Below are 21,533 nucleotides of genomic sequence, written 5' to 3'. Positions count from 1 at the left end.
TGACCTCCCAGTAGAGGCGTTCGGCCTCGTCGGGGTCGTCGGCCTGTCGACGTAGCTCGGCCAGCTCGATCAAAGCGGCGTTGTTCCCGGCATCCGCGGCGGTGCGAGCCAGGTCCTCGGCGCCGACGGTGTCACCGGCCAGCTCCCGTGCCTCGGCGAGTTCAAATCAGGGCTGAGGTGTCACCGTCGGCAGCCGCAGTGCGGCCCAGACGCTCCGCCTCTTGGCTGTCACCCGTCATCTGCCGTATCAAGGCCAGGAGGGCGTAGCCATAGGCGTCGCCGGCCTCGACAGCGGCGCGGGCCAAACGTTCCGCCGCTGGGAAGTCGCGGGCCTGTCGCCGCAGACGCGCCAGTTCCAGGAGTGCGGCGGTGCTGTAGGGAGCGGCGGCATGGGCCACGCGCTCGGATGTATGGGGGTGGCCGGCCAGCTCCTGTACCCGGGCCAGTTCGAGCAGGACGGTGGGGTCTCCGGACTTGGCGGCGGCGCGGGCCAGGCGCTCGGCCTGATACAGGTCTCCTTCGGAGACGTGGGCTCTGGCCAGTTCGACCAGTGCCAAATGATCTCCAGCCTCCGCGGCGGTGCGGTACAGGGCATCGGCCCTCTCGGGGACGCAGGCCGCCTGCTGCAGCCGGGCCAGTTTGACCATGGCGGCGGTGTCGCCGTCCTCAGCCATGGGTCCGTAGAGGGCGGCGGCATGGCGGTAGCGGCCTCACGCAGCAGCCAGCGTCTGCTGCGCCACTCGGCCTCGCCGTCGCGCTGGCAGGAGTGCTCGTTCCCCTGGCGGTGGCGGTGGCGGTGGCGGTGGCGGTGGCGGTGGCGGTGTACCACCGGCGATGACTCGCTCGACGTGCTTCGGCTCATGGACGGGACCGGTCCTGCTCGCCGTCGCCCTGAGTGGCGGCCATCGTCACGATGCCACCCCGCACGCTCGTGGCGCCCGCTGTGGGCCCCTGGCCTCCCGTATCGGACGGGCATGAGTGACAAGTAGAACCCGGCCCGTCGAGCCGGATGAGCTGGTGGATGAGGTCGCCGAGCAGTTGATGGACGGAACCGATGCCCCGGGGCCCTGCTGGGAGGGGGCTGCTGCTGAACCGAAGTGACCCGGGCGCCTCGGTTACGAGAAGCGCGATCGGGTCGGGCAACAGCCGGAATGGCACTTCCGCGCGTCTCGGACCGCTATGCGTCCAATTTTCAGGTCTAGGTTGCTATGCCTGCTTCAGGTGCTGGGTGAGCTGTTGGAGGGTGTCCCAGGTGTGGGGGTCGGTGCCGTCGCCCAGCGGGTAGTGGAGGGCGGGTGCGGATGCAGGGCCGAGTTGGACGGTGGTGAGGTTGAGGGGTGGGCGGCGGGCATGGGCGAGGCCGATGTCGCCGACCGCGTCTGAGCCCAGCGTGAACGAGACCGGGATGGGCGGGGTCTCGAAGTGCGGGGGGATGCTCAGGTCGCGGCGGGCTGCCCGGAGCGAGGCGAGCATGGTGGTCAGGCCGTGCCTGGCGGTGAGGGCCTCGGCGAGGGTCTCGATGGTGTCGAGGGGCGGGGTCTCGTCCTTGCCGTAGCCGAGGGCGAGCGTGATGTCTTCCTCAACTCCGGCGGACGTGCGGGTGATGCGGAGAGTGGCGATAGCGGGGCGCTCGGGGTGACCGATGGCGATCAGCCAGGTGGGCTGGGGGGCGCGGCTGCGGGCGAGGTCGGTCAGCTGGCGGGTGTTCCAGGGGAGGTTGACGGGTTCGGCGGTGCTCCAGCCGGCGGGCGGGGTGTCGGTGAGGTGCTGCCAGGCGGTTTCCAGGGCGTGGCCGAGGGTCAGGTCTTCGTCGGCGGGGTGCCGTGTGCGCAGGGAGAGGACGAGCTGGCGTTCGCCGGTGTCGGCGGTGGCCCTGAAGGCCTTGGCGACGGAGGATGCGCCGTTCTCGTCGCGGATGGGGGTGAAGGTGCCGTCTTGCCAGTGGAGTTGGGCGCCGGAGAGGCCGTCGTAGTAGCCGTTGTCGGGGTCTTGGATGACCCAGCGGTTGGGGTGGCCGTGCAGGGCCGTGCGGGTGGGCAGGGTGAGCCGGGTGGTCGGTGGGGTGACGATCTGCAGGGCGAGGTCGCCTTCGGTTGCGGTGCGCAGGGCGTCGGAGAGCCAGCTGGTCATGGCGACCAGCGGGCGGTCCTGGATGACCACGGCCGTCTTGGCGGTGAGGACGTCGACCGCCGGGGCCGACGTGGGCGGGGCCGGGATCGCGGTGAGGTCGGAGGCGAGGGGGACGACGTCGGTGGAGGCTGCTTCCGGGGGCCAGACCGTGCCGCCCAGGACGGTGGCGAGGCGTCCGGCGAAGGAGCCCGCCAGCTGGCGGCCCTCGGGGACGGCGGTGGAGGCGCGGGCTTCGGTCCACCACACCGGGCTGTCCGGGAGGCCGGTTGCGGTGCCGAGGAGGCGGGTGGTTTCGCCGGGGACCTGGACCAGAAGGGGTGCTTCGACGGAGACCAGGGGGCGGCCGTCGGGGGCGCAGAGTTGGATGACGGCGCCGTCGGCCAGGGTGTTGATGCCGAGGTCGGGGCCGCCCGCGTAGAGGCCGGCGAGGAGGGTGCGCAGGTCCGGCATCTTGGGGGTGAGGGCGATGACGTCCTTGGTCACTGCGGTGCGGCCTCTTCGTGTGCTTCGGCGGTGAGGGCGGTCTGGATGAGCTGGTGGTGGCGGCCGCGGCGGACCAGGGTGCCGCGGCCGGGTGGCTGGGCGGAGGCGTAGAGGCCGGGGAAGAGTTGGCCTTCGGTGCGGTCGCCGGTCATGACCAGGGCGGTGGTGCCGGTTTCGCGCAGGGTGGTCAGCAGGGGTTCGTACAGGGCGCGGGAGGATCCGGCGACGCGGCGGGCGATGATGAAGTGCAGGCCGATGTCCTGGGCGGAGGAGATGTACGGCAGGAACGGGGCCAAGGGCTGTTGGCCGGCGGTGGTGAGGGTGTCGTAGTCGTCGACCAGGATGACGATCCGCGGCCCGGTGAAGGTTGGCCCCTCGGCGATCGCGTCGGGGTCGGCGGTCTCGGGCAGGCGTTTTTCCAGTTCGGTGGCGATGCCGGTGGCCAGGGCGGCGGCGAGTTTGGTGTTGTGGGCGTAGCCGCCGCGGTAGGGCTCGGGGACGAGGCCGCGCAGGCCGCGGCGCGGGTCGAAGACGCCGAAGACCAGTTCCTCGTCCGAGTAGCGGTCGATGAGCTGGCCGGCGATGAGCTTGAGCAGGTTGGTCTTGCCGCACTCGTTGTCGCCCAGGATCAGCAGGTGCTGGTCGCTCCCGAACAGGTCCAGCAGGGCGGGAGCGAGCGTGTCCTGGTCCACGCCGATCGGCACCCGCTTCGGCTCGGCGGCCGGGGAGGGAAGTTTCGCCGCGGGCAGGCGGGCGGGCAGTACCCGGACCGGGGCGGCGACATCACCGTGCCAGCCGGCGCGGATGGTGCGGGCGGTGCGTTCGAGGGCGGGTGCGAGGTCGCCGGTGCTGGGCCGGTTGTCGATGCGGGGCAGGGCGACCTGCGCGAAGAGCTTGCCGTCGGTCAGCACCCGGCCCGGGGTGTCCGGGGAGAGCGTCTCGGACAGTTTGCGGTCGATGCTGGAGTCGGCCGGGTCGTTGAGCCGCAGTTCGGCGCGGGTGCCGAACATGGACTGGGTGGCGATGCGGACGTCGTTCCAGCGCAGCATGCCCGCCACGACGTGGATGCCGTAGCCGCCGCCGCGTTTGAGGAGGTCGGTCACCGCGTCGTCGAGGTCGTCGAACTCGTCGCGCAGCGCGCCGAAGCCGTCGATGAGCAGCACGATGTCGGTGGAGCCGAGCTGCGGCAGTTCTCCCTTGCTGCGCAGGTGGCGTAGCTGGTCGACGGAGTCGATGCCGTGCTCGCGGAACAGTTCCTCGCGGGCGGTGAGCATGGCGCGGACCTCGGCGACGGTGCGGGCGGCGCGTTCGTGGTCGGCGCGGCCCGCGATGCCGCCGACGTGCGGCAGACCGGCGAGCGCGGACAGGCCGCCGCCGACCAGGTCCAGGCCGTACACAGCGACGTCGTTGGGGGTGTGGGTGAGGGCCAGGGAGAGGGCGAGGGTGCGCAGCAGGGTGGTCTTGCCGGACTGCGGGCCGCCGATCACCGCTACATGGCCTCCGGCGACGGTCAGGTCTAGCAGCCAGGGCTGCTGCCACTGCTGGGCCGGGTCGTCCAGGGTGCCCAGCGGGATGCGCATCGGGCCGTCGCGGTGGGCGAGCTGGAGACCTTCGGTGTCGGCGTGGAGAGGCCCGGCCGCGGCATCGAGGGTGACGGCGTCCCGCAGCGGCGGCAGCCAGATCCGGCGTACCGGCGGTGCGGCGGTGGCCAGTTGGCCGACCATCACCGACATGACGGTCGGGCCGGTCTCGCGCTTGGTCGCGGCGGGCTCCTCCGCGGCTTCGTCCTGGGGCGCGTCGAGCGTGTTGAAGGTTGGGTAGGGCCAGGCGAGCGGCTCGTTGTCCTGCTCCTTGCGCAGCGCGGGACCGCGGTAGGCGCCGGAGACGTACCCGGCCTTGAAGCGTTCGTAGGTGGAGGTGTCGACCTTCAAGTAGCCGAAGCCGGGCAGCGGCGGCAGATGGAAGGCGTCCGTGGTGTCCAGCACCGTGCGCGATTCGTCGGCGGAGAAGGTGCGCAGGCCCAGCCGGTACGACAGATACGTGTCCAGGCCCTTGAGTTTGCCGCCCTCGATGCGCTGGCTGGACAGCAGCAGGTGCACGCCGATGGAGCGGCCGATGCGGCCAATCGACAGGAACAGGTCGATGAAGTCCGGCTTGGCGGTGATCAGTTCGCCGAACTCGTCGATCACGACGAACAGGTGCGGCAGCGGCTCCAGGTCCGGGCGGTCGGTGGCGCGCAGGGCGGCGTAGTGGCCGATGTCGGCGACGTTCCCGGCGTCCTTGAGGACCTGCTGGCGGCGCTTGACCTCGCCGGCCAGACTGGTGTGGACGCGCTCGACGAGGCCGGCCTGGTTCTCCAGGTTGGTGATGACTCCGGCGACGTGCGGGAGTTCGGTGAACGGGGCGAAGGTGGCGCCGCCCTTGTAGTCGACCAGGACCAGGGCCAGGTCCTCGGGGGAGTGGGTGGCGGTCAGCGCCAGGACCAGAGTGCGCAGCAGCTCGCTCTTGCCGGAACCGGTGGCGCCCACGCACAGGCCGTGCGGGCCCATGCCGAGCTCGGCCGACTCCTTCAGGTCCAGCAGCACCGGCTCGTGACGGTCGGTCAGGCCGATGGGGACGCGCAGGAAGTCCCGCTCGCCGCGCGGTGCCCACAGCCGGGCCACATCCAGTGCGGCCGGGTCTTCGATGCCCAGCAGCGCGGGGAAGTCCACCGGACCCGCGACCGGGGTGCCCTCGGCCGCAGACTCGGCGGACAGCCGCAGGGGTGCCAGCATGCGGGCCAGCCCCTCCGCGCCCGCGATACTCACCGCCTCCGAAGTCCCATACACGACAGGGACGTTGGGCGTACGCAGGTCTTCGACCATGACCTGGTCGCCGTCGACGGTGATACGGACGCTCACCTGATCCGGCTCGTGGACCTGCTGCTCCAGCAGATGCAGCACGGTGACGCCCATGTCGTGCAGGCCGATCGCCGCATCCGAGCGGGACAGTTCGACGGCCGTCTCGCCGTACTCGTCACTGACGACCAGCAGACGGTCGGTCATGCGCAGCGCGTTCTTGTCCGACAGGCCCCGGCGCACTTCCGCGGCGTAGGAGGCGCGGCGCCGCAGGTCCTGGCGCAGCAGCCGGGCCAGCTGGGGCAGGCTGGGGGCGATCCGGCGGGCGGCCAGGGGACCGTCCTGCTCCTGCGTGTCGAGGACGTGGGGCAGCCACTTGGCCCACCCCCACTCCTCAAGCCGCTCGCCGGGTACGCCGAGCGCGATGGCCACATCGTCCGGGGCGTGGGTGACCGCGGTCTGGACGAGCAGCGCCCGGGCCACGCGCAGCACGCCCTCGCGGTCGCCGACGACGCTGACGTTCCCGGCCCGGTCCAGCGGCACGGTCAACGGGGAGTCCGTCGCCGTGGTGAACCGGCCCTGCAGAGCGCGGGCCTCGTTGAGCATGAACGGATCCGGCGGGGTCAGCACGCCCCCGGTGTTTTCCCCGATCACCAGGTCCTGCACGGGAACATCACCCACCCCGACGCGTACCCGCAGGAAATCGGCGTCCAGGCGGCGCCGCTCCCACAGCCTCGCCGGATCGCGCACCAGGTCGTACAGCGCCTGCGGCGGCGGGCTGAGCAGCCTGGCCTGCCGGCGCCGCTCGCGTTCACCGGTGGCGAGTTCCTCGCGCAGTTCCTCCAGGTATTCCAGGTAGCGCTCGCGCTGGGTACGCCGGGTGCGCTGCGCCTTGCCCCGCTGGGACAGGAACAGGGCCACCGCACCGAGCAGGGCGAAGACCAGCACGACGGCGCCGACGACGGCGAACTGGCTGCTGCGGATGACGGTCATCATCACCACCGAGCCCATCACCCCGGCCATCGGCAGCAGCGAGGTGGCCGCGTTACCGATCTTGCCCTCGGGCAGATTCGGTGGCGCCTCGATGGTGCGCGGCTCGGAGGGGGCGAGTGGGCGGGTGGAGCGGGCGGGCCGGTGGATCAGCTGCTGGGTCATCGCACCCGCACCGCCCGCTGCATCGCCTCGGCCGCCAGCCGGACGGCAGCGTCGCGGGTGGCCTCGCCGAGCATGGCGGTGTGGATGGGGCCTCCTTGGGCCAGATGACGGTCGTAGGGCAGCACGATGACGGGTACTCCGGGCTCGCGCAGATGTGCGCTCGCGGCCTTCGCATCGAGGGTCGTGTCGGGGGAGTGGGCGGTCAGCGCGACCACGGTGGTGGCCAGCGCGGAGTGCGGCAGTTGGGCGAGCCAGTCCAGGACGACGCGGGTGCCGTTGACGCCCTCCGCGGTCATGGGGGCGACCACCACCCGGGCGTGCGCGGTGTCCATCGCGGTGCGCGCGACCTCGCCGGGCAGGGTCTCGCAGTCCACCACGGTCATCGCGAAGTACCGGCGCAGCGCCAGCGTGACCGTGCGGTACGTGCGCATGTCTAGCGGTGCTCCGACGCGTCCCTGGCTGGCGGGCAGCAGCCAGCCGCCGTCGGCCACGGGCACCAGGTAGCCGGTGACGTCGGTCAACTGCATGTCGGGGCTGAGGATGTGGGCGAGATCGGCGCAGGACCAGCGCACCGACTGAGCGCCCATCCGCACCGGCAGCGTGCCGAGTGCGGCATCGGCCTCCAGGGTGAGCACCGGGTCGTGCCGGTAGTGGTTGAACGTCCGGCCCAGCAGTGCGGAGACGGTGGTCTTGCCCACGCCGCCCCGAATCGAGGTGACGGCGATGACGCGTCCGGTGGTGACCGGCTGCTGCAACTCCTGGGCCAGCCGCGTCTGGTCGGTGACCTCCTGCCCGGCGGACGCGGTCAGCTTGCGCAGCGCCCGCCCGGTGCGCTGGGCCACCGAGTCGCCGTGCTGCGGGCTGCCCAGGGCCACCGCGAGCCGCGGGTCCACGGTGGGCACGGACTCGGGCGTCGGCGTGGGCAGACGCGGATCCCGTACACCCCGCGGCGCCGGCTGGGCGCCGGGGGTGGAGTCCTGCGCCGGGTCGTGGCGTTCGGGTGGTTCGGAGCGTACGAGGCGCAGCGCCGTCGTCGGATCCGCGGCAGGCGCGGGACGTCCGTCTGGCGCGGGTGCGGGGCTCTGGCCCAACTTCCGCAGCACATTGCGCTGCCAGTCCCCTGGCTCAGCCATATCCGCGGCCCCTACGCGAAGGTGTCGAGCAGTCGCCCGTACACACCGAACACCCCGATCAGCAGCGGAAGCAGGGCGATGACCGCCACCGACTCGAGAAGGTCCCCGGCGCGCCGCAGCCGCACCCGCACATGCTCGGCCGGCTCCACCGCCAGCACCACCAACGGCAACAAGGCCAGCACGCCGAGCACCACCAGCGGGCCCGCAGCATCCGCGTGCTCCAGCCACACCACGATCAGCCGCACGATGACGACGGCCGAGGCCCCCATCAGCGCCACCACCTCGGCGATCAGGGGATACGCCCGGGCCCGAAGGGCGAGCACCAGCGCGGTGACGACCGCCAGTGGCACCGTCCATTCCGACGGCGCCTGCAGCGCGAGTACGCCGGCCACGGCCCCGGAGGCGGCCAGTACGACCGTGGCCAGGGCCAACCCGCGATGCGTGGCCGCAAGCGCCGCAGTCACCCGATAGCGGCTGACCGAGGCGCCGCCGGTGCGCCGGTCGTCCAGCCCGGACAGCCCGGACGCCATCAACGCCAGCCGCGGCAGTACACCCAGCACGATGACCGAGGCGAGCGCGAGGAGCGCACCCACCCGGCTCTGTACGACTGCGGACGCGGCATCCTGCTGCAGCCCGGCGGCCATCTCCCACAGGGCCACGCATCCACCGGCCGCTGCGGCACCGATCAACGCGCCGCGTCCCAACGGGGAAAACCAGCCCAGAAGCAGCAGCACCAGCACCACGACCGCCGCCACACCCGCCAGCCGTACCGCGGCCGACCAGGCATGCGCATCCGCCGCGGTCCACATCCCGAGCCCACCCAGCGCCCCGGCCGTGACGATCAGCGTGGCGGCCAGGCCGCGCCGTCGCGCCCGCCCGAACAGCACACCGGCGAGCACCGCGACCGCGGCGGCGGCCAGCAGGGCGGAGGCCACCGCCGACAGCGTGAACGCGCCGCGGGCCAGCACCCCGGCCGCCAGCGCCCACGCGACCGTCGCCAGCCCGGCGACGACGCGCCGGGCCGCGGGCCGCCACCGCCACGCTTGCAGGTCGAGAGCGTCGGCAGCCTCGTCGGTGACGTCATGCACCACCGGCGCGGACGGCGCATCCTCCACCCGCACCAGCCGCAGCACCGCACCATCTGGCACCCCGGCCGACTCCAGCGTGCTGTCGTGTGCGAGCGCCGAACCGTCCGCGGTCACCAGATGCCGCAACTCGGGCCGAGCGGCCACCCGGTCGTCCAACAGCCGCATCACTTCGGGCAGAAGCAGACCGATCGGCTCCTGGGAGGGGAGGACGAGGTCGACCCGCCGCTGTTCACCGACCAGAGTGACCCGGCTCAACACCGTACGTCTCGTCTGACTCAGAGCCCCCGCAGATATCACGCGTTCGAACCTATCATCGAGCCGACGACGTCACGGAAGGCGACGAAGAGGGCTGCACCGAGGAGCCGGACCCGTACGGACTCTGCCCGATCAACCGGTGCGAAATGAACGACCACCCCACGCACCCGGCACACAGAATGGCCGCGATCACCACCCCGGCGAACACCTTCCCCAACCGCTCATCCAGCGACCTTCGCTGCCGCTGCGCCCCGAACAGCACGGCATCCCGCAGGCGTCGGCGCCGAACCGACACCGACTCCAGCAACTGGCTGTCGTACTCCTGCGCTCCCACGATTGCTTGCCATCCGCCCTTCGCTTACCGGCTGTCCTTATCGGAGCCCGCCTGGTTATGTGTTCTCTTCCGCGACCGCATCAATGAACGTGACTGCTTCTGCTTCACTGATCTCTACGTGGTCGACCTCGTTGTGCCCGAGTTCGTAGAGGCGCAGGTACTCGGTCGGTTTCCAGCGCAGGTTCCTGGTGAACGCCTCGTCATGCGCTACGCCGTTCAACATGCGGCGCCGGACGATGCCCTGAGGATTGCTGCGTGAGTAGCCCTCGCTGAACTTGGCGTAGTAAGTGATGTCCTCAGAACGCGGGTTGAGAACCCGCACCTTCGCTCCGCGGCTGTTCAGCCACCGCTCGAGTTCCAGTCCGCTGATCTCGCATCGCACGCCTGCCCGGTCGATGGCCGCAGGGCCGAAGAGCGTGCCCGAGAGCCCCCGCACGACCGTGTGCTCGTCGAGCACTGCCTTCAAGGACGTCTCGCGCACTGACGCGTCGGTGAGATCGGCGCCCTCCAGCCTGACATCGATCAAGGAAACGCCATGCAACCGCGCGGCCCGAAAGCGAGCCGACCGCGCATCCACCGCCCAGAGTTGGGCGCTACCCAGATTTGCCTCGTCCAAGGTGGCGCCCCGCAGGGAGGCCTCATCGAGTTCGGCCTTGACCAACGACGCCCTGGAGAGGTCAGCTTCCTCGAGCACAGCCCCTTCCAGATGCGCCCGATACAGGTCGGTGCCGACGAGTCTGGCACCTCGGAGGACGGTCTCCGTCAGGAGTGCCATGGCGAGGTCCGCACCCGACAGGTCGGCCCGGGACAGGTCGAGCAGCGCAGTGTCCAGAAGCGAGTCCGCTTGCTCGACCCACTCCTGGAGAACTGCAGCGGCTTCCGCATCGGGTGGCATCGTCCGGATGCTTCGTTTCACGTCACGCATACCGGACACTTCGATCAGTCCTCTGTGCTGCTCGTCCCCGAAGGGGGCGCACCCACGCCGTTCCTTGTTGTCCGTGCGGAAGTCGTGATGGGGTATCCGCGTGGTCACGTGGCCCTCAGGTGGGGAACTCGCCCAGCCAGCTGTGCTGGCGCAGATGCTTGGGCAGGTAGTCGGATTCGACCTCGATGGGGACCTTCCCGTCATAGGCGAGGCATGCGATGGCCGGCGGGCCCACAACTGGCTGTCGTAGTCCGACGCCATCACGAGGGCTTAAGGCTGACGGCCATGGGATCCGCCACCTCGTTGGAGAGCTTGCGTCACCATGTGACGTACCTGCTCGTCACCAATCGAGGTCATGTAATCACCAAGCTGTTGCACTTCTGGAGATTGCGAGCGGTGAAGAAGCGTGACTGCGTGCACCAGCGCGCGATGCGACGACGCAACACTCAGTACGTCCATGACCAGCTTTGCGGCAACGCGTCCGTCGACGAGTGCCACCGCACATGCCAAGTCAACAAGCTGAGTCGCGACGTCGAACTTTTGGGGTTTCTGAACGGCGAGGGATGCGACTCCTCTTTCCACCGTCTTAGCGATGTCGCCAAGGAGCGCGCTCACGGAGGTGCGGTCGATGATCTCTCCGAGCTTGTCCTCGAAGTATTCGCTGTCGGCGATGCGTACAAGTGCACGGAAGGCCTCCGTGCGTTGTGAATACGTCCCCTTCTCTTCCGCCATTTCGTCGCTGTCGCTAACGGACACCGCCAGTTGCGCGAACGTGCTGTCTACCGAAAACTTCCGGTCGATGAGGATTTCGTACCACGGTGCGAGTTTGGCGTTCCTCGCAGCGCTCATAACCGCGTTGTAACCGGCCAACTCGCCCCACGTGGTGAGCGCCAGGCAGGAAAGGAAACGTTCCCTAGCAGGTGCCGAAGCGTCCTCCAGCACCTCAATGAGGCCGGGTACACGGTCACGGTGTCGCGGGTCGTCAAGACCCCCGTAGATGACATCATCCAGATCCGTGGTCGGCTGGCCGTCGAAGTCAGTGCCCAGTAGTCGGCTGAACTTGCTCACCTCTGACCTCCTTTCATGATCAACCGCCGAACGGTCCGCTGATATAGCCGTGCGGAACTGTACCCTTGATGAGCCATTCCTCGTCGCGCACGGTGTTCATCATGTCCATCATCCGCTGGGCTATTCGCTTCGTCTTGCCCTTGCTCAGGCCTAGTGATTCCGCAATCTCTTGGATATCGGAACGAGTTGAGCCGGGCGGAACGGTAAGATCCACGTCCTGGCCGGCGATCTTGTTCGCACTCTGCTGAATCGCTGCCTGGACCTCCTCGGGCGAGTACACCTCGACCCCTGTAACCCGACCAGCAGCGATGTCGCGCTCTAGCCTGGGCAGGTCTACTCGTATTTTCCCGGTACCGAATGCCTTGGCATCGGCCCCCTCGCGGCTTAGTGACGTGAAGGGGCTATCTGATTTGGCGGGATCACGTCCGACGATGTGATCCACGATCGTCGCCTCACCAACTGGGTTGGCTGGCACGAGATCGCCATCTTCGTTGAGATGCGACTTGCGCTGGCCCTTATGGTTTTGCTCCGACGGGAAATTGTCGTCTTGGCGTACCAGGTGTGGCCGCCCACCGCCGTCGCCACTGGAATTTCCCGATCCGCGGTTTCCTTCGCCACCATCGGCAGGAGTGCGCTCCGGATGCGAGCCGCCTTCGCCCGAGGAATGGGCCGAAGCCCCGACATTATTCCCGCCCCCATCTGGCCCGCGGGGTGTGTGACCGCTGGCGCCACCTCCTTCCCCTGCGTGAGCAGTGGCCCCGGGGGCGCGTGACGCTGCGCCGACTTCGGCCAGCTCCCTCTGCGGCGGTGCCGTCTCAGGCCGTTCCGTGCGTGCGTCGGCGGACGGTTGCTGGCGCGCGGTGTCGCTGATGGGATTGCCGTCGCGGCCGAGGAGGATGAACTCGCCGTTCTCGATGCGGACTTTGGAGCCGTCGGAGAGTTCCAGCACGCTGTGCGGAGCGCGCAGGTCCGGGATGTTGTTCACGCCGCGGAGGCTGGCGGCGACCTCGGCAATCCTGGGTACGGCGTAGGTGACCTTGGCGGCGGCGCCGATCGGGTCGATGAACTCACCGACCCTGGCCGCCGTGGCAGCGGCCTTGGCCGCCGGGCCGGCCTTGCCCGCGGAGGCGATCTTCAGCGGACCGACGCCCAGGGTCAGACCGTTGAAGACGACGGTGGCGGCGGCGCGGGCCGGGTTCTCCTGCCACATGTCCCAGGCCACGAAGGACTTGCCGAACTCTTTGGCGTACGTCTTGCTTTCCTGAGCGTAGTCACTGGCGTAGAAGCCGGTGGCCTCCCCTCCGCCCACCTCCCTCAGATAGGTGTCCGCGCCGACGAACACGCGGGCCAGGCCCTCCCAGGCATCTGAGGCCGCGTCACCGCCGTGCACGCCGAACAGGGTGGCGAGGCCGTCGACGGTACCCCCGATGCTGTCGACGATCAGTCCGTCCCACACGAAGCTCTTGGTGTAGTAGTGGAGGTCATCGGCATCGGGACGCCACCAGTGGCGCGACTTGCTGACCGCCGTGCCCCACGGCAGCTCCTTCGCCTGCTGCAGCACCTCGGCGCTATACCCGTAGACCTCCGCGCCGCGTGGGATGAACTGCTTGGCACCGGTACCGATGACGTACTGGGTGCCGCCCACCAACGCCGTGATCTTGTTGTTGCAGGCGATCTCCGCGGCGGTGAACGCGGCCTGCGCGGCGGCCACGTCGTTCATGAGCCCCTGATGCTCGTCGACCTTGTCCTGGTCGCTCATCCAGTCCTCGTCGAACGCACCGCTATCGCTCTTCAGACCCGCCACGAACGTGGCCGCCTCGGCCTGCAGCCGCTTGAGCCGGGCGATGATCGGCGTGACCTCGACGGCGTACGCGGTCAGGGCCTCGGCGACCGTGGCGACCTTATCGGCGAAGCCGTCGGCCCGGTCGCGGACCGGAGCCGTGGAGGCGAACAGATCGTCCGCCTCAGGCGCCTGGTAGAACGCTGACAACCCCTGGAACTGGGTATGAGCGGCACCCCCGGCCCGGCGGATGCCGTCGGCCTCCTTCCGCAGCCCGGAAATATGCGATTCCAACAGCCCCAGATTGCCGGTGAACTGCGGGATGTCCTCCGGCTTGATCACAGCCCACCCCGCTGCCAGCCCGACGGCATATCCGGCTCGACCACCGAGGCCGCGCGCTGCTGCAGCAGGGCCGCCATCTCCAGATCACCGCTCTGATACGCGGCAGTGGCCTCCACCGCGCCGTTGACCGACTTGCCCATCCGTTCCCCGATGAACTGCAGTTCCTCGGCCGTGCCTTCGATGAACTCCGCCAGCGCCGCGGCCACCAGCCCGGTCTGACCCGCGCCCTCACCGCTCGCCCCGCCCGGAGCAAGCGTGCCGGCCGACGTGGCCGCGCCCTGCAGATCACCGGAGTACGCCTGGACGATCTCGTCCAGCACCCCCATCACGTCTCCCACGCGGGAGACGACGACCCCGACCCCGGATGGAGTGATGTCCCACGCCGTCACCAACAGCCCCCAGATCCCCGAATACCCGTACGCCGGACCGCCCACCCGCGGCCCGGCACTTCATATCCCTGCTGTTCGGCCGGTCAGCCGATGTTGTCCACCGCGGCCCGTGCCTTGGCGAGCGTGGACTGTGCGGTGCCGTCGTTCTGCTCCAGCGTGGTGCGCACCAGCCGGATGATCTCGCGGACCTCGTTGGCGGCGGTGTTCCAGCGGGTTTCCTTGCCGTGGTACTCGTCGGAGACGCCGTCGGCCTGGTAGTCGGCCATCGCGGCCTTCACCGCCCGGTCCCGGTCGCCGAGCACACGCTCCAGGTTCCCGATCACGGTCTGCAGGCTGCCCTGTACGTCGCTGGAGGCGCCGGTGTCGTACGAGCGGCGGTCCTGGTTCTGGCCCATCGCGAAACGTTTCCCCTCGTTCTCGCTCGTTCTGGTCGGGTGTCAGCGTCCGCCGAAGCGGGCGGCGTCGAAGTTGGCCAGGCCCATGTTCTGGTTGGCGTTGTCGCCCTGCTCCAGGTCACCGGTGCCGAACGCCTCGTCCATACCCGCCTGGCCGCCCAGGATCGCGCCGAGCGAACCGTTCAGCGCCGCGGTGATCTCATCCGCGCGCATCTTGAACGAGTCGAAGGCGACCTTGCCGGAGCCGTTGAACTTGCCCTCCAGCGGCTCCGCCGCCTGGATCAGCCAGGTGATCAGCGTGCCCAGGTCGTCGCTGGAGCCGACCGTGCTCTTGCCGAGGTCGGACAGGGTCGTAGACCCCATGTCGAACTTCATGCACCCACCCCCGTAAGTCTCGTGTGCGCCGCGGCCCTCGGATCGCCACAGCGGCCTCGCGTGTCACGCACGTATCACCGTACATCGAACACCCTCTCCCATAACTCGTTGCGGATGCAACGCAGTTGGGGAGAAGTTGGCGTGATCTATCCCATGTGCTGTCCTGCTGGCTGGTACTGAGCCGAGTGCCGGACGCCTGCCTGCGGCCCAGGCGGTGCTACGCCCGCTGTTCTGGGGCGGAGTGACGCCGGGTCGGTGCAACGGATAGCGATCACGTCGTCGGGGACAGGTCACGGCGGCAGGCCCGAGTGGAGGGAAGGAGCCCCATGAGTTTGATGGTTGGCTCTGCCGAGAAGGAGCTTTCGAGATCCCCGATATCTCCGTGACCGGTGCTGGACCTGTGATGTGGCTGTGACCCGGAACTGTGGCCTCCAGCGCGGTCGGATGCATCGGGTCCTGATGAGCTGGCCCGATGCGCAGAGCCGCCTCCCTCTTACTGGTCCTCGCCTCAGGTCTCGCCATCGCGGCGTGCGGGCAGCAGGCCGACCCGCCCGCCTCCGACGCGCGGCCCACCTCGTCGGACGATCCGAGGTTCAGTCCGCTGGCCGCGTACGACATGTCCGACGACGAGAGCCGTACGGTCGGCGAAGCCCGGTGGACGCTCGCCAAGGAGTGCATGGCCCGTCTCGGGTTCGACAGCCTGAAGAACCTCGACACCGACCCCGTTCCCGCCTGGCCCCAACGCCCTGCCAACACGGGCGTGTTGGCGCTCATCTCGTACTCCTTGGACGACTTCCGCTACGGCATCCAGGACCCCGGGCAGGCCGCGCGGTACGGCTATCGGGCGGTGGAGGCCGAGTGCAAGCGCCGCTACCCGGAGAAGAGGAAGTGGACCCTGTCCGAATACCTGGCGCTCACCGGTGAGTTCGCCGTGGACGATTCGAAGACCGTCCACGGCCACCGGATCCCCAAACGCGGCTGTCTCGGCGAGGCGGACCGTACGATCTACGGGACGAGCCCTCTGGACCGCAAGGACCCGGTCTTGGACCTGGAGACCAAGAGCCTCGAGCAGGGCATGCGAGACCCCGCCTGGAAGAAGGCGGACCAGGCGTGGTCGGCCTGCATGCGGAAGGCGGGCTACCGCTACGCCACCCCCGAGGACGCCGCGACCGACCCCGACCGCGATCGCCAGGAGCGGAAGGAACGACGGGCCGACCCGCATTACGACCCGAACGAGCCGTCCGCCCTGGAGAAGAAGACCGCGACCGCCGACGCCCGCTGCAAGCAGCAGACCGGCTATGTCCGCACCGTGCACGCCATCGACGTACGCATCCAGAACCAGCTCCTCGCCAAGAACCGGAAGAAGCTCGAGGAACAGCGCCGCTGGAACCACGACGCGGCCCGCAAAGCCCACGACATCCTTGAGGACCGGTCGTAAAGACCACCCCGGCTGCCACTGCACTCGCCGGCGTCCCGGTCCCGACCGCCCGCTGAGCCGGGCTGTGTCGTTCAGCAGGTGCAGGTGAAGGAGCCGACCACATCGACGACCACGCCGCGAGTGGGGTGACGACCCCAGCTCGGTGATGGCGCGCTGCCCCAACTGCCACGCCAACAAGACGTACGGCGCAGACCGGCTGGCGCTCACCGAGCTTCTCCGCGCAGAGGCGGCCCGTTTGCATGCCGACATGAACGACGGCCGTAGCGTCCATCTGAACCACGACAGAACAAGCGCCTCGCGCCTTGACGAAGAGACTGGCGCACCCCCCAGCGGGGCGTGTCGGCCACGGAAGGGGGACTGGTCAGCACCGGTGTCGTTTCGTAAGCTGGCATGCTGGCACGGGTCCCGCCGCCGGTTGCGGCGGGACCCGTGGAGTGGCTGTGACTGTCGGCCCCCTCGGCCGGCAAACCGTTTCTGGGGGCTGGCGGTCACAGCAAGTTGCGGAGCCAGATCAACAAGCGGCCGCAGTGGTACGCTGCGGCGCTGAGGGCCGCAAACGCGGAAGCGATCAGGCGGATCTTGCGCCAGCCCGCTTCCTCCGGCTTCTCTTCCGGCTTCGCTGGGTCACTCTTGCTTGTTCCGGGCACGGTTATCACCTCCTTCCGTTTCTGTGCCTCGATTGCTGCTGTTTGGCCCCCAGGCCGGAGGGCCGCTCGTGGCGCTTCCGGTACATGACGGGACACCTGCGGCGAGCACTCCAGGTGCTAGGCTCACCCCAAGGCGCAACGGACTGTACGCATGTTCTAGATCAGATTTCAACCTACCCACCCCTCACGGGTAGCGGGATACACGCGAAATTCGCGGCGGTGGTCGACGATGGAGAGAGGACGGGACGCACAGTGGCCCGCATACAGCGACTCGGTGAGCTGAGTGAGGTCACGCCGAGCCCTTCCAGTGACCAGTTCGAAGGGCTCGGCGAGGGGCTGGGTGGCACTCCGGTCATCGCTCCTGGGGACATCGCCGACGGGAAGATCGCTGAGCAGCCCCTCCTGCGGAGCCTAGAAAAAGTTCCGGACAGCCTGGAGCGGTTCCAGGTCGCGCCGGGAGACCTGGTCATGGTCCGTCAGGGCGCGGTGGGGCGCATCGCACTGGTGGAGGAGCGCTCGCGCGGTTGGCTCTACCACTTCGCATGCATGCGCGTCCGGCCGCACCGGGCCCTGGTCGATCCCGGCTACCTGATCGCGTACCTGTCGCACCCGAAAGTGCTGGATCAGCTCCTCACGCGCGCCAACGTGGGTACCGTCACCACGGTAACGACCCGCATGGTCGAGGAGCTACCGGTGGCCGTGCCGCCGATAGCCGAGCAACGGCTGCTCACCGGCGCACTGGCCGAGGTGAACGCCCAGATAGAAAACCATCGCCGGTCGTTGGCCAGGCTGGAGGCCCTGCGCCCGGCGCTGATCACACACGTGCTCGGTGGTGAGGTCCCCGGCGAACGTCTGCCGGTACCCGCTGCGGCGCCGGAGCCAGTGAGGCGTGCGGCGCGGGGACCGCGCCCGAGGAGATTGTCGTAGGCCGCTCCTATTCTTGGGGCGGTCAGGCCGGACACCCGTCGCGCACGGCGCCCGCCGTGCAGAGCGCGAGGTGGCTTGAGGAACAAGGAGTAACGCTCGTGGCTCAGCTCACGTTGCCGCAGCTGGAGAGGCACCTGTACGCCGCTGCGGACATCCTGCGCGGCAAGATGGACGCCGCGCAGTATCAGGACTACATCTTCGGGATGCTGTTCCTGAAGCGAGCCTCGGACCAGTTCGGTGTTGCGCGGGACGCCGCCGTCGAGCGGTTCATGGATCTGGGGCTGGAGCGGGCCGAGGCGGAACGGCGGGCCGAATCCCCCTCGGCGTACCGCTCGCACCAGTTCTTCGTCCCCGAAGTCTCGCGTTGGAAGACGATCAAGGAAGCGTCGCGCTCCGATCCGGCCGAGGCGCTGAACGTGGCACTGGCCGGCCTGGAAAGCGAGAACCGATCGCTGGACGGCGTGCTCGGCTACATTGACTTCAAGCGCGGATCGGGCAACACCAAGCTGAGCAAGCCCGTCCTTCAGGCGCTGATCGACCACTTCGACCAGTACCAGCTGAGCAATGACGATTTCGAGTTCCCCGACCTGCTCGGCTACGCATACGAGTACCTGATCGGCGAGTTCGCCGACGAGGGCGGCAAGAAGGGCGGGCAGTTCTACACCCCCCGCTCCGTGATCCGCATGATGAACCAGCTCGTCCAGCCCGAAGAGGGCATGTCTGTGTACGACCCGTGCTGCGGCTCGGGCGGCATGCTCATCCTGGCCAAGGAGTACGTGCAAGAGCACGGCGGGGACGCCGCCCACGTCTCAGTCTTCGGGCAGGAGGACAACGGCAGTGCCTGGGCCATGGCCCGCATGAACCTGCTCTTGCACGAGGTCGCCGATGGAGACATCCGGCACGGCGACACCCTCGCCGACCCCAAGCACACCACCTCCAGCGGCGAGTTGTTGCGCTTCGACCGTGTCCTCACCAACCCGCCCTTTGCGCAGAACTACCGCCGCAACGACATGCAGCACCAAGAGCGGATGGGCTACGGCTGGTGCCCCGAGTCGGGCAAGAAGGCCGACCTGATGTTCGTCCAGCACGTGTTGGCCGTCCTCAAGGCCGACGGCATCGCCGCCTGCGTCATGCCGCATGGAGTCCTCTTCCGCGGCGGCGCCGAACAGGACATCCGCCGCCAGATCATCGAGGACCGGCGACTGGAGGCCGTCATCGGGGTCGGGCCCAACGTCTTCTACGGCACCGGCATCCCCGCCTGTATCCTCATCCTGCGCGGACGCGACGGCGCCCCCGAAGGCCGCCGGGACGGTGTCCTGTTCATCAACGCGGACCGCGAGGTCACTGCCGGCCGCGCCCAGAACCTCCTCGAAGCCCAGCATGCCGAAAAGATCGTCTCTGCGCACCGTGGCTGGCAGAACATCGAGAACTTCGCGCGCGTCGTGCCCCTCGAGGAACTGGAGAAGAACGACTACAACCTCAACATCCGCCGCTACGTCGACAACACCCCGCCCCCCGAGCCGCAGGACGTCCGCGCGCACCTGTACGGCGGCGTCCCCAAGAGGGAAGTCCGCGACCGCGCCCGCCAGTTCCGCGCCTTCGGAATCGACCCCGGCCGCCAACTCTTTCGCGAACGGGATGACGACTACTACGACTTCCCCGAGGAAGGCTACGAGGCCGTCGCCGACCGCATCCCCGAGCTCGCCGCCGTGCGGGAGGCCGAACTCGGCGCTGCCTTCGACACCTGGTGGAAGGAGCACCGCGGTCGACTCGACGAACTCCCCAAGCACCAACAGCTCGCCGACACCCGCGCCGAACTCCTCGACACCTTCACCGAGGCCCTAGAGCCGCTGAAGGTCTTGGATAAGTACCAGCTCGCCGGCACCGTGGCCGCCTGGTGGTTCGACTCCCGTAACGACCTGCGCAGCCTCGCCCTCACCGGCTTTCCGGGAGTCATCGATCGCTGGGTCACCAGCATCGAATCCGCCTTCGCCGAACCGCCGGAGGGCGCCGACGCCAAGACCAGAGCCCGCATCCGCGCCGCCCAGCGAAAGGCCCGCGAACACCGCCTCGTACCGGAGCTGATCCCCGCCTACGTGGAACGCTTGGAGGCCGCCGAGAGGCTCGTCGCAGAACTCGACGCCAAGGTGAAGGCGGGCTCCCCGCCCAAGAAGACCGAGGGTACCGACGGGGACGACGAAGAAGAGCCCGACCTGACCGGCGTGCTGGCACCCAAGGAACTCGCCAAGCTGAAGAGGCAGCTCACCGCCGCCAAAAAGGACCTCGCGGTGGTCAAGGCCCGCTTCCTGACCGAGCTACGCGAGGCCGCCGACAAGCTCACCGCCGAACAGGCCCAGCACGTTGTCCTCGGCTTCCTGAAGGCCGACCTCCGCGCCCGCATGGACCGCTTCGTCGCCACCGACCGCCGCGCCATGATCGACGCCTACCGCAACTGGGGTAACAAGTACGCCGTCACGTTGCAGGACCTGGAACGCGAACGAGAGGCGTCCGCGAAGCGGCTGCGGGGATACCTGGAGGAGTTGGGCTATGCGTGAGATTCGGCTGGGGGATGTTGTGTCCCGCGTAGCTACCCGCAACAGCGTCGGCAATGAAAACGTGCTGACCATCTCCGCTGCGCACGGTTTGGTAAATCAGCGCGAGTTCTTCAATCGTCGCGTTGCGAGTACGGACCTCTCCCAGTACTACCTCCTAGAGAGGGGGGACTTTGCCTACAACAAGAGCTACTCGGATGGGTGGCCTGTAGGTGTGGTGCGCCAACTTGAACGCTACGACTCAGGTGTGGTGTCTCCCCTGTACATCTGCTTTCGACCCAACCGCGATGCAGTCTGCCCAGAATTTCTACAGCACTACTTCGACTCGGGCGTCTTGGACGATGCTATCCAGGCGATCGCAAAGGAGGGTGTGAGGAACCATGGGCTACTCAATGTGAGAGTTGCCGATTTCTTCTCCCTCAAACTGACCTTGCCCCCTCTGGAGGAGCAGCGGCGTATCGCCGAGATTCTTGACTCAGTCGAACGTGATATTGATCGGGTCAGTCGGGAGTTCACGAAGATGGACTCGGTCTATTCGTCCACGTTCGTGAATTCCCTCAGCCAGTCACGAGGTGTGCTTCGCCGACACGAGGTGTCCCGCATCGGGGACCTTGCTGGCTCGATGGTGGGTGATTTTCGTTTCGCGCGCCTTGGCGACTTCCTGGACTCCATTGATGCGGGTATGAGTCCCGATCTGGAAGGTAGTCCCGCCGGGCTCGGCGAATGGGCTTTCCTGAAGGTCAGCGCGGTAGGGAGAGCTAATTTTCGGGCTGAGGAGAACAAACGGGCTGACGATCCCGATCTCTTCGATCCGTCAATCGAGGTACACGAAGGTGACCTACTGATCACGCGTGCTAACACCCCAGATCTTGTGGGTGCAACGTGCGTTGTGGATGTCAACCGACCGAGACTAATGCTGAGCGACAAGACTCTGCGTCTCAACCTAGTGGGCGACCAAGCCCTCCCGGAATACCTCTGCGAAGTGCTGCGACTGCCCGAGTTGCGCGTGCAGATTGAGGTTGCAGCGACCGGTACGAGCGGCAGCATGAAGAACATCAGCCAGAAATCGATCCGCAACCTTGTGGTCCCCTGGTACGACGTAACGGAGCAGCGTCGAATTGTCCAACCATTGACTGAGAGGCGGGAGACGCGGCGCCGTGCTCGGGCTGAAATGGACAAGTTGCACTCAATCAAACGGGCACTGGCGGAAACACTCATGATGAACCGCGAGTGTGTTGCATGAATTGCGGCACGTTCAGGGTAGGCAGCTCAAACCCAGT

The 21,533-nt window shown here is 68.3% G+C and carries 17 protein-coding genes; 4 read left to right on the top strand and 13 right to left on the bottom strand.

Annotated elements, in window-relative coordinates:
• Positions 1 to 161: 161 nt before the first annotated feature.
• From ABD357_RS39985 to ABD357_RS39930, 12 genes are all read right to left on the bottom strand, one after another.
• On the bottom strand, positions 162 to 674 hold the full coding sequence (locus ABD357_RS39985) for a tetratricopeptide repeat protein (RefSeq protein WP_344396335.1): 513 nt from the start codon (positions 672 to 674) through the stop codon (positions 162 to 164).
• A gap of 532 nt (positions 675 to 1,206) precedes the next feature.
• Positions 1,207 to 2,613: a DUF6177 family protein gene (locus ABD357_RS39980; protein WP_344396334.1), complete on the bottom strand. Its 1,407-nt coding sequence runs from the start codon at positions 2,611 to 2,613 to the stop codon at positions 1,207 to 1,209.
• Positions 2,610 to 6,605 carry a type VII secretion protein EccCa gene (eccCa, locus tag ABD357_RS39975; RefSeq protein WP_344396333.1) on the bottom strand — a complete coding sequence of 1,332 codons (3,996 nt, stop codon included), beginning with the start codon at positions 6,603 to 6,605 and terminating at the stop codon, positions 2,610 to 2,612. Before eccCa ends, ABD357_RS39980 begins: the two co-directional genes overlap by 4 nt.
• Positions 6,602 to 7,738: a CpaE/TadZ family protein gene (locus ABD357_RS39970; RefSeq protein WP_344396332.1), complete on the bottom strand. Its 1,137-nt coding sequence runs from the start codon at positions 7,736 to 7,738 to the stop codon at positions 6,602 to 6,604. The genes eccCa and ABD357_RS39970 overlap by 4 nt, the downstream gene beginning before the upstream one ends.
• A gap of 11 nt (positions 7,739 to 7,749) precedes the next feature.
• On the bottom strand, positions 7,750 to 9,081 hold the full coding sequence (gene eccD / locus ABD357_RS39965; protein WP_344396331.1) for a type VII secretion integral membrane protein EccD: 1,332 nt from the start codon (positions 9,079 to 9,081) through the stop codon (positions 7,750 to 7,752).
• 55 nt (positions 9,082 to 9,136) lie between these two features.
• Entirely contained in the window at positions 9,137 to 9,415 is a 279-nt protein-coding gene (locus ABD357_RS39960) for a hypothetical protein (RefSeq protein WP_344396330.1), read from the bottom strand.
• Between the two features lie 55 nt (positions 9,416 to 9,470).
• On the bottom strand, positions 9,471 to 10,340 hold the full coding sequence (locus tag ABD357_RS39955) for a pentapeptide repeat-containing protein (protein WP_344396470.1): 870 nt from the start codon (positions 10,338 to 10,340) through the stop codon (positions 9,471 to 9,473).
• A gap of 270 nt (positions 10,341 to 10,610) precedes the next feature.
• Positions 10,611 to 11,408 carry a hypothetical protein gene (locus ABD357_RS39950; protein WP_344396329.1) on the bottom strand — a complete coding sequence of 266 codons (798 nt, stop codon included), beginning with the start codon at positions 11,406 to 11,408 and terminating at the stop codon, positions 10,611 to 10,613.
• Between the two features lie 19 nt (positions 11,409 to 11,427).
• Complete coding sequence (locus tag ABD357_RS39945; RefSeq protein ID WP_344396328.1) at positions 11,428 to 13,530, bottom strand: hypothetical protein; 2,103 nt, start codon at positions 13,528 to 13,530, stop codon at positions 11,428 to 11,430.
• Positions 13,527 to 13,919 (bottom strand): DUF6507 family protein, encoded by a 393-nt coding sequence (locus tag ABD357_RS39940; protein WP_344396327.1) that lies wholly within the window; start codon positions 13,917 to 13,919, stop codon positions 13,527 to 13,529. The genes ABD357_RS39945 and ABD357_RS39940 overlap by 4 nt, the downstream gene beginning before the upstream one ends.
• Before the next feature lie 83 nt (positions 13,920 to 14,002).
• The gene (locus tag ABD357_RS39935; protein WP_033326969.1) at positions 14,003 to 14,314 is read right to left on the bottom strand and encodes a pore-forming ESAT-6 family protein; all 312 of its coding nucleotides are present in this window, start codon (positions 14,312 to 14,314) and stop codon (positions 14,003 to 14,005) included.
• A gap of 42 nt (positions 14,315 to 14,356) precedes the next feature.
• On the bottom strand, positions 14,357 to 14,689 hold the full coding sequence (locus tag ABD357_RS39930; protein WP_344396325.1) for a hypothetical protein: 333 nt from the start codon (positions 14,687 to 14,689) through the stop codon (positions 14,357 to 14,359).
• Between the two features lie 472 nt (positions 14,690 to 15,161).
• Between ABD357_RS39930 and ABD357_RS39925 the strand changes: the two genes are divergently transcribed.
• On the top strand, positions 15,162 to 16,127 hold the full coding sequence (locus ABD357_RS39925; RefSeq protein ID WP_344396324.1) for an LptM family lipoprotein: 966 nt from the start codon (positions 15,162 to 15,164) through the stop codon (positions 16,125 to 16,127).
• Between the two features lie 488 nt (positions 16,128 to 16,615).
• Here ABD357_RS39925 and ABD357_RS39920 read toward each other — a convergent pair whose 3' ends face one another.
• On the bottom strand, positions 16,616 to 16,774 hold the full coding sequence (locus ABD357_RS39920; RefSeq protein WP_344396323.1) for a hypothetical protein: 159 nt from the start codon (positions 16,772 to 16,774) through the stop codon (positions 16,616 to 16,618).
• A gap of 252 nt (positions 16,775 to 17,026) precedes the next feature.
• On the opposite strand from ABD357_RS39920, the gene ABD357_RS39915 reads away from it, so the two are divergent.
• The 3 genes from ABD357_RS39915 to ABD357_RS39905 all read left to right on the top strand — a co-directional run bounded on the left by ABD357_RS39915 (position 17,027) and on the right by ABD357_RS39905 (position 21,496).
• On the top strand, positions 17,027 to 17,701 hold the full coding sequence (locus ABD357_RS39915) for a restriction endonuclease subunit S (RefSeq protein WP_344396321.1): 675 nt from the start codon (positions 17,027 to 17,029) through the stop codon (positions 17,699 to 17,701).
• Positions 17,702 to 17,799: 98 nt separating this feature from the next.
• Positions 17,800 to 20,256 (top strand): type I restriction-modification system subunit M, encoded by a 2,457-nt coding sequence (locus ABD357_RS39910; protein WP_344396320.1) that lies wholly within the window; start codon positions 17,800 to 17,802, stop codon positions 20,254 to 20,256.
• Positions 20,249 to 21,496 (top strand): restriction endonuclease subunit S, encoded by a 1,248-nt coding sequence (locus tag ABD357_RS39905; RefSeq protein ID WP_344396319.1) that lies wholly within the window; start codon positions 20,249 to 20,251, stop codon positions 21,494 to 21,496. Before ABD357_RS39910 ends, ABD357_RS39905 begins: the two co-directional genes overlap by 8 nt.
• Positions 21,497 to 21,533 lie beyond the last annotated feature (37 nt).

Origin of the sequence: Streptomyces vastus, assembly GCF_039532825.1 — a bacterium.
Classification (GTDB): domain Bacteria; phylum Actinomycetota; class Actinomycetes; order Streptomycetales; family Streptomycetaceae; genus Streptomyces; species Streptomyces vastus.
This window is presented reverse-complemented; position numbering and strand designations above follow the sequence as displayed.

Coding starts and splice junctions, on each gene's coding strand:
- ABD357_RS39955 (WP_344396470.1), bottom strand. CDS start 10,340: ATGCGTGACGTGAAACGAAGCATCCGGACGATGCCACCCGATGCGGAA.
- ABD357_RS39985 (WP_344396335.1), bottom strand. CDS start 674: ATGGCTGAGGACGGCGACACCGCCGCCATGGTCAAACTGGCCCGGCTG.
- ABD357_RS39905 (WP_344396319.1), top strand. CDS start 20,249: ATGCGTGAGATTCGGCTGGGGGATGTTGTGTCCCGCGTAGCTACCCGC.
- ABD357_RS39925 (WP_344396324.1), top strand. CDS start 15,162: ATGCGCAGAGCCGCCTCCCTCTTACTGGTCCTCGCCTCAGGTCTCGCC.
- ABD357_RS39930 (WP_344396325.1), bottom strand. CDS start 14,689: ATGAAGTTCGACATGGGGTCTACGACCCTGTCCGACCTCGGCAAGAGC.
- ABD357_RS39935 (WP_033326969.1), bottom strand. CDS start 14,314: ATGGGCCAGAACCAGGACCGCCGCTCGTACGACACCGGCGCCTCCAGC.
- eccCa (WP_344396333.1), bottom strand. CDS start 6,605: ATGACCCAGCAGCTGATCCACCGGCCCGCCCGCTCCACCCGCCCACTC.
- ABD357_RS39970 (WP_344396332.1), bottom strand. CDS start 7,738: ATGGCTGAGCCAGGGGACTGGCAGCGCAATGTGCTGCGGAAGTTGGGC.